Consider the following 8,587-nt stretch of genomic DNA (forward strand, 5'->3'; position numbering starts at 1 on the left):
GTTCGCGACAGAGCCGATCCAACCAGCCAAACTCTCTTCATGTGCCGCTTAGATACTTTCCTGTCCCGGGATGTCCCGAAGAGCCTTCCAGCTGGTCCGCTCGAAAGCGAGACGCCGGTCGGAATGCAATTGCCGAGCGCGTCGGATGCGGGCTGGGCCGAAAGGAACGAGCTGTCCAGATCTTCTGCAATTTGCGGCTTCTTCGGTCGGCTCGCGAGAAGTCCGTTCAGATACTTGAACATTACAGTGCTCGCGACCTCTCCACAGTTGAGGAAGTAACAACGTGCTAATACAGACCAGATCGACATGCGGGTACTGATCGTCGACGACCATCCCGTTGTCGTGATCGGCTGCCGAGCCTTGTTTGAGTCGGACCCCTCCGTTGAGATCCTGGAGGCTTCCGATGCAAAGGACGGCCATCGTACGTACTTGCAGAAGCATCCCGATGTCACCGTGGTTGACGCGAGGCTTCCAGACGTTACTGGCTTCGAGTTGGCCCGGCGAATCCGCAGGGATGATCCGGCCGCTAAAATAGTCATGCTCAGCGTGAGCGAAGATCCGGCGTTTGTGGTGCGCGCTGTTGAGATGGGCATTCAAGGATATGTCTCAAAAAGCGATGATCCCCGGCTTTTGGCCACGGCCATTCGGAAGGTTGCAGCCGGTGAGCGCTTCGTCTCACCGCGTTTGGCAGAGACGACGACCTTCGCGGGAGCGGCGGTCAAGGCTAGTCCCTTGACACAGATGAGCCCACGCGAACTCGAGATCCTGAGGCTTTTGGGTCGCGGCGGCCGCATCTCAGAAGTCGCGTCCGAACTCGGCATTTCATATAAAACCGTTGCCAACACGACCTCCGTGCTGAAGTCGAAGCTCGGCGCAAAGAATCACTCCGATCTCGTCCGGATTGCAGTCGAGATCGATTTGCACCGCTGAAGAAACGGTTGGGGCCCGTTTTTCGGCCATAAGCGCATTAGAAATTCTACGAAACGCGCTTCCATCCTTGATCGCAAATGCGGGGGTACAGAGATCGCTTCAAGTTGCATCTCCGCGGAGCGGTAACCTCTGACGGACGGATAAGAGGCAATCCATTTGGAGCCGTCACTACTGAACGACCTCATCGTCAAACTGTCCGTACGAATCCATTTCACAATTAGGAACGCAATCAGTCGAGCGGACTTAATTTGCTTGTCATGCTTTGTGCGAGGCCGAGCGAAGGAAGCCCATGCGTCGCGTTCGACTGGTGATAGCAGATCGACGTCCGATTGTTCTCCAGGGTTTTGCATCGCTACTGGGCGCCCAGCCCGATTTCGAAGTAGTTGCATGCTGTCTTGATGGAGCAAGTTGTCTTGCGGCCATACGCAGTGTGACCCCAGATGTGGTGTTGCTGGAGGACGGATTCACCGATGTAACCGCCTCCGACATCCTTGCCATCGCGGACGTCGAAGGTCTCTCCTCCCGGCTGGTGTTTTTCACTGCTACCGTCGCCTGCGGCGATCTCGCCAGTGCACTTGCGACGGGTGCTTGCGGCGCGATTCCGATGAACGCCAAACCAGAGGCGCTGGTTCAGTCCCTAAGGCTAGAAAAAGCGGGATCAGACCTGGCGAGGGTCGGTAACGAAGCTAATGGAATTGAATCGTTCGGCGATAACGTTCAGGCGGTTTTGACCGTCAACGAGCGGACGATCATGGATCTCGTCGCCGAAGGTTTGTCGGACAGTGAAATTGGTCGGGTCCTGGGTGTCTCTCTGGAGATCGTCAGGATTCACATCGACCACGCGCGACAGAAGCTTGGAATTAACAACCGGACTGAGCTCGCCGCGCTGGCGCTGTCGCGCCGTTATGGCGCGATGAGTATCTTGACAGCTGCGCTCCTGGCAGCGTTGGACGATTCGCCCGGTCATGCCGCAACCGAAAGTTTCACGGTCATGGCCGAAGACGGCCGCGCGGAGATCGTTACCTTTAAGATCGGCCGCAAGGAAGCAGTATCAGGTGGCCCCCCGGGCAGAAGCGCGAGCAAGGACCGCGCCGGCGTCGCAGCGGTGACCTCGTCGCCGACTGGCAAGCTCGTCGACCCCGTGGCCGAGATTGCTGCGAGCGTATTTGCCCAGGCAGCACTCAACGCGCCGAGGCCGGGTTCGAGCAGCTACAGCATCTTCATGGTTGCGGCTTTCGCCGCCTTGATCTACGAGCTCGATGGTGCCAACCATGCCGTGCAGGCGTTCGATTTCGGCGATGGCATCGTAAATTCATCTACCGCAAGCGTCGTCAACGGATCAGCATCCGCGCTTCCTGGCTTCGCAAATTTTGGCAGTATGGCGGTGTACGGTGAGGCGTTTGCATTCGAGTTCGCCCAAGGCGATATAACCGCCACAGACCACAGCGAGCTTTATGTCGGCAACGCCCATGCGGAAGATGGCGGCAGTGGCCGAGAAAACGCTATTCATCTAGGTTCCGGGGCAATTGATTTTGTTGCGGTAGCGGCGCAGGAAGCCGCGGAACGTGACGCCACGCAGACAGGCCGGGAAATTGATCAGGGTCGCTCGCAATCTGATTTGTGCACTCCCGACAACAACTCGGAAGCCGCGAAGCTTGAGGCCCCGCGAGACGATTTAAATCACGGTCAATCGCAGAAAGCCCTGCATGAGTCCGACCATACCTCCGGAGCCGCCAAGGGGCACGCCAAGAATGAGGATGCAGTAGACAGTTTAAATCACGGTCATTCGCAGAAAGCCGTGCAAGAGTCCGAACACACTTCCGGAGCTGCAAAGGGACACGCCAAGAATGAGGCCGCTGCAGACAGTTTAACTCACGGTCAATCGCAGAAAGCCGTGCATGAATCCGGCCACACATCCGGAGCCGCCAAGGGGCACGCTAAGAATGAGATCCCAACAGAAGATTCCAATCACGGACAGGCGCACGGCGATTTTCAGAATTTCGAAGATCGCTCTGCGGCCGGCAAGCAACACGGACAGCATCCGCAGGCAGGTGATTTCAATAGTGGCAAACCGCAGCACGATATGCCAATGGCGCCCGAAAATTCTGCCAGCGACGCACATTCGGGATTAAAGAACGAGGGCGGACCTTCTTCCGACAAGGCAGAGCGGGCCACATCAGTGATTGCCACTAAACTTGGCGATTCCTTTCATTTTAAAACTGGCGCCGATAATACGTCGTCAGACATGTATGACCTTCAGCAATTGAGCCTCGGAAATGGAAAAGCTCATGGAGATGGTCGGCATGCTATTGCGCCCGAGGGGCCGCCAGATACGCACCATGACTACTCCTGGCACGTCGATCTTCATGCGGCTCACGATCTGATTGTGTAGCAAATACTGAATGGCCGGGCCTGGTTCAGTGCTTTCTACGCTGCCAGCGATGAACCAAAGAGTTTCTGCGCATTATCCAGCAAATAGGGTGATGCAAGCGATGTCGAATTTTGTCACGCTGCTGGTCGAGGACGACTCTCTGCAAGGAGAGCTTTGTTGCCGACATCCTGAGAGGCGAAGGTTTCGAAGTCGTCGAATGCACGACGGCCGAAGCGGGCGAGGTCATTGTGACGCCGACCGGCGTCGATTTGCAGGCGCTGATCGTCGATCAAAATCTGGCCGGCGTGATGAAAGGCACCGAGCTTGCAGCCTACGCTCGTTCGAAACATCCACACCTGAATATCGTTGTGATGTCCGGCGATCGCCTAGGGTCACTGCCGCGCGATACCGTTTTCCTGCCAAAGCCGTTTCAAGCTGAGCGTTTGCTTGAGGCTGTACGCGATTAGCGCGCCGTCGACCGGGGGTTCAGTGGCCGCCTCAATGACAAGCACGCCGGTGAGATCGAAGACTGCATTCCGCCTGCGGGAGTTGCTTGCGGGAAGGCTACGCCCGACCCGTCAGCTGTAATTCCATAAGCGCTATTCTCTGCAGAATCACGATGTCTCGCTCTCCACTCTTGGCCGTGCGCAGGATTGATTCAGCAAGAATGTTGACGTGCGCCGAATGGACTGGCTCCGGCAGCGTAGCCAAGGCAGCGCGCAGAGCGGCGGTCATAGCCTCGACCGTATCTGGGGAAAACGCCGCGTTGGCAAAGTTTTGCATAATTTGGCACTCGATGCGCCCATGCGCCTGAAACAATGGTCTTTCGGGCGTGCAGTTCCGCCTTGAAGGTTTTTGTCCTCGCTCGGTTTTGCGATTCCGCTTTAATAAACGGCCGGCTTATTTTTGCCCCTGCTTGGGAAACGTCGCGTTTCCCGCACGTTGATGACAATAACAACCTACGGAGGACCTTCCATCATGCGGCTATTAGCACTCGCAGCACTCGTGGCGATCTCCAGTGTGACAGGAGCCCTTGCTCAACAGGCGACGCCATCGCGGAGCCTCCAGGACGAGGCGGATAAGGGCATCAAGACACAAAACTCGGGCGCCTCGGGCTACGTCGGTGAACAGGACAAGCCCGGCTCGGCTTCGCATATGCCAGGCGATGCCAATCGATCGGATACAGCTGGCACGGTTTCAACAGCTCCAAGCGCCCAGAATTCTGGAGTCGGGATTAGCGGAGCGCCTGGCGGCAAGAACGGTCCCTCGCAACAGGGTACGGTTGGCTCCGCGTCGCAGAACCTCTCGGTGCAGGAACAAGATCCGGCGAACGTAAAAGGCCTGCCAGGAAACAAAAGCGGCCCGCCCGCAAAACGATAACGCACAGCGCCTAACGCTATTGCCCAACATCGGCAACGATGTGGGGTTTTCACTCTTAGGAACGAAACGGGGGAGTGGGGCTTGGTCGCCGAAGGGAGTAACCCTGTCAATCGGCGTCAGAGCCCTTATTCCCCGCCGAAGCACAGCCGGGCTTTCGGATACCGACGTTCGACGAGCTGCTGCGTTAGAGCCTGCCCACAGTCGAGCAGCCCAGGTACTCTGGGGCTGGTGAGGAGTAGAGGCACCGGGGCCGAGAGCGCACCAACTCGCATACACCAGCGCGCTACTCGAGACCTTCTACTGTGTGCAGCCTTTGCGCGCCCACAAATGTGAAGTTCCGAGATTAACATCGCGACACGTTTCAATTTCACAGGAACTGCGGAGAGTTGCCTGTTTCCCGGTCATGCACATGTCTAGTGTCGTCGTTCAATCCTTCGATATTGCCTGGGGCATTCTCGCGAAGTCCGGAGAGATCTCGCGGCCCGACGCGACTGCCACCTTCCTCCTTGAAAGCGTCCGAACGCAAATTAGGATGGGTGAGTTTCGCCCGCTCATCGAAGCATGGCGCGCTCACGGGTAGAGGCGCCGCTCATACTCCGACGATCTAGAAGCTACTCGAAGCCAGAACAATCCGGTCGATCTCCTGGCCGCCCTCCGTAACAATTGCAATCGAATTTCCATCTCGCACCAAATGGGGCTTTTCGGTCGCGAGAGCGCGCGCCAGTGCCTTGGCGTGGATCCGCGCCTCGCGGTTATCCGCGCAATCCTGGCCGAGGACATCATGAGCAGGCGTATCGCCCACGAGATGGAAATAGAAGCGGGCCATGGCCTTCATTCATAGAGGGTGCACATAGTTGTCAGCGCGTACCGATGCGTTGATGTCGTGGGCAGAAACCGGAAAAATGCTCCGCGTCCAACATCCCCATTGAGTCCGGTTGTCACCCGGCAGTGCATTGAGCAACGCGGCTCTGTACGCAAGGTTGCTAAACGCGCACCAGGCTCAAACTATCTTGCTTTAGAACATTGGTGCCCAGTAGGAGCCTCGGCGCAGTCCGCGAAGGTGGGTCACCAAGAGGCCTCCGCGATGCTACCAAGTCACGAAGAGCCATTAATCCTGCGGCGTGCTCCAGGAAGGGTGATGAGCTGAGGCTGCTGTCGCTTCGGAACGGAGGCGAATCCAACCGTCGCGGCGCAATCGTAGATCTCGCTCGGTCTGTCTCATGTCCAGTTTTGAACATTGGCGTGGTGATGTTCATGCGCGTGCTTTACGGCTCATGAACGTTCAGCAGGGCTGCACTTGTCGGCTCCGCGGCATAAAAAACCCCGGCGCTGGGGGATCAGCGTCCGGGGCAGTACACCCACAGTTCGGGCTCGGTACTGCCGAGCTATCAAAGGAACGATGCATCGCCGATAGAGTTCCGCAAGCGCCGCGACTTAAGCACCTCCCGGTTTGGGACGAGCGGACCGCTGAGACCGCGTTAACATTTATTAGGTTCTGGATTAACTTCGCGGGCGAGGTGGCAAGCTCCTCACTTGATGCGCTTTGTCGTGACCAACCGCAGCACAATGCCGTACTGCCAAGCCCGAACCCTTATCGCGGCCTCACTCCTGTTCAGTTCTGCGGAGATCTGGCTCGGTCGCCATCCCGCCTCTGCCATGGTGACCAGCCGCTCGTGCTGTTCCGTTGTCCACTTCTTCAACAGGGGGTAGGTGGATTTCATGTTAAGAGCGGGCTCATGTAGACGGCTCAAACCGCAAGATAAGGGTGGCGGGGCAGTCAAAGTCTCTTCACCGTAGGATCTCGCGAGCATCAGCGATATCCGATTCAGCTGATGCGTGATATGGGTACGATTGCTGCGTGCGCTCGGTGCAAAAGTGCACACAGCTTAATCCTAGACGACTCCCCTAACCCATTTCGCGAAGCTTTAGAGGCGTGTGTATCGGCAGAACCTAACGGTTAATCGCTCAATAAGACATCGTCGGAACGTCAACGCCGCGGCATCTTGGAGCGAGGAATTTCGGATGGGGCTCAAAAGAGGACTGCTTGGTGCGGTGGCATTTGCATTGGTTCTCACCGCAACAAGCGCAGCGTTGGCGACAGAGGAGGGAATTTGGCGGGTTCAAAAATCATCTGGCGAGGTTTGGATCGCTGCAATCGGGGCGCAGCCCGCGGCACTGAAACAGGAAGACGCACAGCAGCCTTCGACGCCGCAGGCAGCTCCGCCCCCCAACCCAGTCCGCGCACCTGAACCCGAGCTTAGAGAGGCGGAGGCGGGACACCAAACCGGAACATGAGTTCGCCCGTTTCCTGAAGGACATGGGAGCTTCCCATCCCGTCAATACTGCACGTCCATCAGTAGGCGGGCCGAGATCTGACTTCGGTCGCGAGCGTGCAGCTGCCACGCGCTCAATAGCCGGCCAAAGGTCTTAGGAGACCGCGCGCAAACGGGACTCCTTATCGTCCTTGGCGGCAAGAAGGCTTCGGGGGCGGCCGATCAGATAGCCCTGCATCTCGTCGCAACCTTCCTTCAGCAGAAGAGACATCTGGGCGTCGGTCTCGATTCCTTCAGCGAGTACCGGAAGCCCGAGACCATGGGCAAGGCCGATGACGGCCCGGACGATGGCGAGCGAGCGATCACTTTGGCCGAGCGCCATTACGAAGGACCGGTCGATCTTGATCCGGTCGAGGGGAAACGCCTCCAGGTACGACAGCGAGGAGTATCCCGTGCCGAAGTCGTCCAGAGCGATTTGAACCCCGAGCGCCTTGAGCGACTGCATCGTATTCTTGGCGCGCGCGATGTCCTCGATCAGCACTCCTTCGGTGATCTCAAGCTCGACCCGCGAGGGCGCCAGGCCGCTCTCGCGCAGCGCCTTGCGGACATGCGCATCGAGATTCTCCCGACGGAATTGCGCCGCCGAGACGTTGACGGCGATCCTGAGAGGTTCGGTCCAGGACGCCGCCTCCCTGCACGCCTCCATCAAGACCCAGTCGTCGATCTGCGCGATCGAGCCGCTCTGCTCGGCGACCGGAATGAACTCCCCGGGCGGAATGATGCCGCGAAGAGGATGACGCCAGCGGACCAGCGCCTCATAGGCCTTCAGCGTGCCGTCCCGGTGCTGCTGCGGCTGATATTCCAGAAAGAGCTCTCCTCGCTCGACGGCCGCCCGCAGATCGTGGTCCAGCGCCCGCCGCTCTCGCAATTGCTTGTCCATGGCGCTGGTGAACAGGCGGATGGCACCCCGCCCTTCATGCTTTGCGCGGTAGAGGGCGGCATCGGCGTTCGCCAGCAGCGAGACCGCGTCGTTGGCATCCCGTGGATAGAGGGCTATTCCGACGCAGAGATCGATCTTCAGCGCGTGACCGTCGATCTCGATCGGCCGCTCGAACTGGGTGCGCATGCGCGTGGCCAGCAGTTCTGCGGCTCCGGGTAAAGGAGGCCGATCGACGATGCCGATGAACTCGTCGCCGCCGACGCGCGCGACGTAGGCCCCTTCCGCCACCTCCTTCAGGCGTCTTGAGGTCTCCCGCAGCACGGCGTCGCCGACGGCGTGGCCGAAAAGATCGTTGATCTCCTTGAAATGATCGAGATCGATGCAGAGCACGGCGAAGGGGCTGTCGGTGATCCGCGCTCGTTCGATTGGGGGGGGGGGGGGGGGGGGGGGGGGGGGGGGGGGGGGGGGGGGGGGGGGGGGGGGGGGGGGGGGGGGGGGGGGGGGGGGGGGGGGGGGGGGGGGGGGGGGGGGGGGGGGGGGGGGGGGGGGGGGGGGGGGGGGGGGGGGGGGGGGGGGGACGGAAACGTGCGCTGCCCGTTCGCCATAGACGAGAGGCCGGGATTCGATGACGACCTGGATGGGCTCGCCGTCGGCCGTTCTGTGCAGTTCGAAGTCACTTTCCGCGCTGTCAGC

The 8,587-nt window shown here is 59.3% G+C and carries 8 protein-coding genes; 4 read left to right on the top strand and 4 right to left on the bottom strand.

What is annotated here, in order from left to right:
* Nucleotides 1–306 precede the first annotated feature (306 nt).
* The 3 genes from XI06_RS17975 to XI06_RS17985 all read left to right on the top strand — a co-directional run bounded on the left by XI06_RS17975 (nt 307) and on the right by XI06_RS17985 (nt 3,768).
* Complete coding sequence (locus XI06_RS17975) at nt 307–930, top strand: response regulator transcription factor (protein ID WP_237864880.1); 624 nt, start codon at nt 307–309, stop codon at nt 928–930.
* Between the two features lie 289 nt (nt 931–1,219).
* On the top strand, nt 1,220–3,322 hold the full coding sequence (locus tag XI06_RS17980; RefSeq protein WP_237891499.1) for a response regulator transcription factor: 2,103 nt from the start codon (nt 1,220–1,222) through the stop codon (nt 3,320–3,322).
* Between the two features lie 110 nt (nt 3,323–3,432).
* Nucleotides 3,433–3,768, top strand: coding sequence for a response regulator (locus XI06_RS17985; protein ID WP_237864878.1), 336 nt, complete (start codon nt 3,433–3,435; stop codon nt 3,766–3,768).
* Nucleotides 3,769–3,865: 97 nt separating this feature from the next.
* Here XI06_RS17985 and XI06_RS17990 read toward each other — a convergent pair whose 3' ends face one another.
* Nucleotides 3,866–4,084 carry a hypothetical protein gene (locus tag XI06_RS17990; RefSeq protein ID WP_128962348.1) on the bottom strand — a complete coding sequence of 73 codons (219 nt, stop codon included), beginning with the start codon at nt 4,082–4,084 and terminating at the stop codon, nt 3,866–3,868.
* Nucleotides 4,085–4,456: 372 nt separating this feature from the next.
* On the opposite strand from XI06_RS17990, the gene XI06_RS17995 reads away from it, so the two are divergent.
* Nucleotides 4,457–4,681, top strand: a complete 225-nt coding sequence (locus XI06_RS17995) for a hypothetical protein (RefSeq protein WP_377803197.1) — start codon at nt 4,457–4,459, stop codon at nt 4,679–4,681.
* A gap of 604 nt (nt 4,682–5,285) precedes the next feature.
* Here XI06_RS17995 and XI06_RS18000 read toward each other — a convergent pair.
* From XI06_RS18000 to XI06_RS18010, 3 genes are all read right to left on the bottom strand, one after another.
* Complete coding sequence (locus tag XI06_RS18000; RefSeq protein ID WP_128962281.1) at nt 5,286–5,507, bottom strand: DUF6894 family protein; 222 nt, start codon at nt 5,505–5,507, stop codon at nt 5,286–5,288.
* A 703-nt stretch (nt 5,508–6,210) separates the two neighbouring features.
* Nucleotides 6,211–6,402 carry a hypothetical protein gene (locus tag XI06_RS18005; RefSeq protein ID WP_128962280.1) on the bottom strand — a complete coding sequence of 64 codons (192 nt, stop codon included), beginning with the start codon at nt 6,400–6,402 and terminating at the stop codon, nt 6,211–6,213.
* 706 nt (nt 6,403–7,108) lie between these two features.
* Entirely contained in the window at nt 7,109–8,560 is a 1,452-nt protein-coding gene (locus XI06_RS18010; RefSeq protein WP_333909342.1) for a putative bifunctional diguanylate cyclase/phosphodiesterase, read from the bottom strand.
* Nucleotides 8,561–8,587: the final 27 nt, after the last annotated feature.

Origin of the sequence: Bradyrhizobium sp. CCBAU 11434, assembly GCF_028128895.1 — a bacterium.
In the GTDB taxonomy this organism is placed as follows: domain Bacteria; phylum Pseudomonadota; class Alphaproteobacteria; order Rhizobiales; family Xanthobacteraceae; genus Bradyrhizobium; species Bradyrhizobium zhengyangense.

What these genes read in the sequence shown, in the direction of transcription:
- XI06_RS17975 (WP_237864880.1), top strand. Translation starts at nt 307, where the DNA reads ATGCGGGTACTGATCGTCGACGACCATCCCGTTGTCGTGATCGGCTGC.
- XI06_RS17980 (WP_237891499.1), top strand. Translation starts at nt 1,220, where the DNA reads ATGCGTCGCGTTCGACTGGTGATAGCAGATCGACGTCCGATTGTTCTC.
- XI06_RS17990 (WP_128962348.1), bottom strand. Translation starts at nt 4,084, where the DNA reads ATGCAAAACTTTGCCAACGCGGCGTTTTCCCCAGATACGGTCGAGGCT.
- XI06_RS17995 (WP_377803197.1), top strand. Translation starts at nt 4,457, where the DNA reads ATGCCAGGCGATGCCAATCGATCGGATACAGCTGGCACGGTTTCAACA.
- XI06_RS18000 (WP_128962281.1), bottom strand. Translation starts at nt 5,507, where the DNA reads ATGGCCCGCTTCTATTTCCATCTCGTGGGCGATACGCCTGCTCATGAT.
- XI06_RS18005 (WP_128962280.1), bottom strand. Translation starts at nt 6,402, where the DNA reads ATGAAATCCACCTACCCCCTGTTGAAGAAGTGGACAACGGAACAGCAC.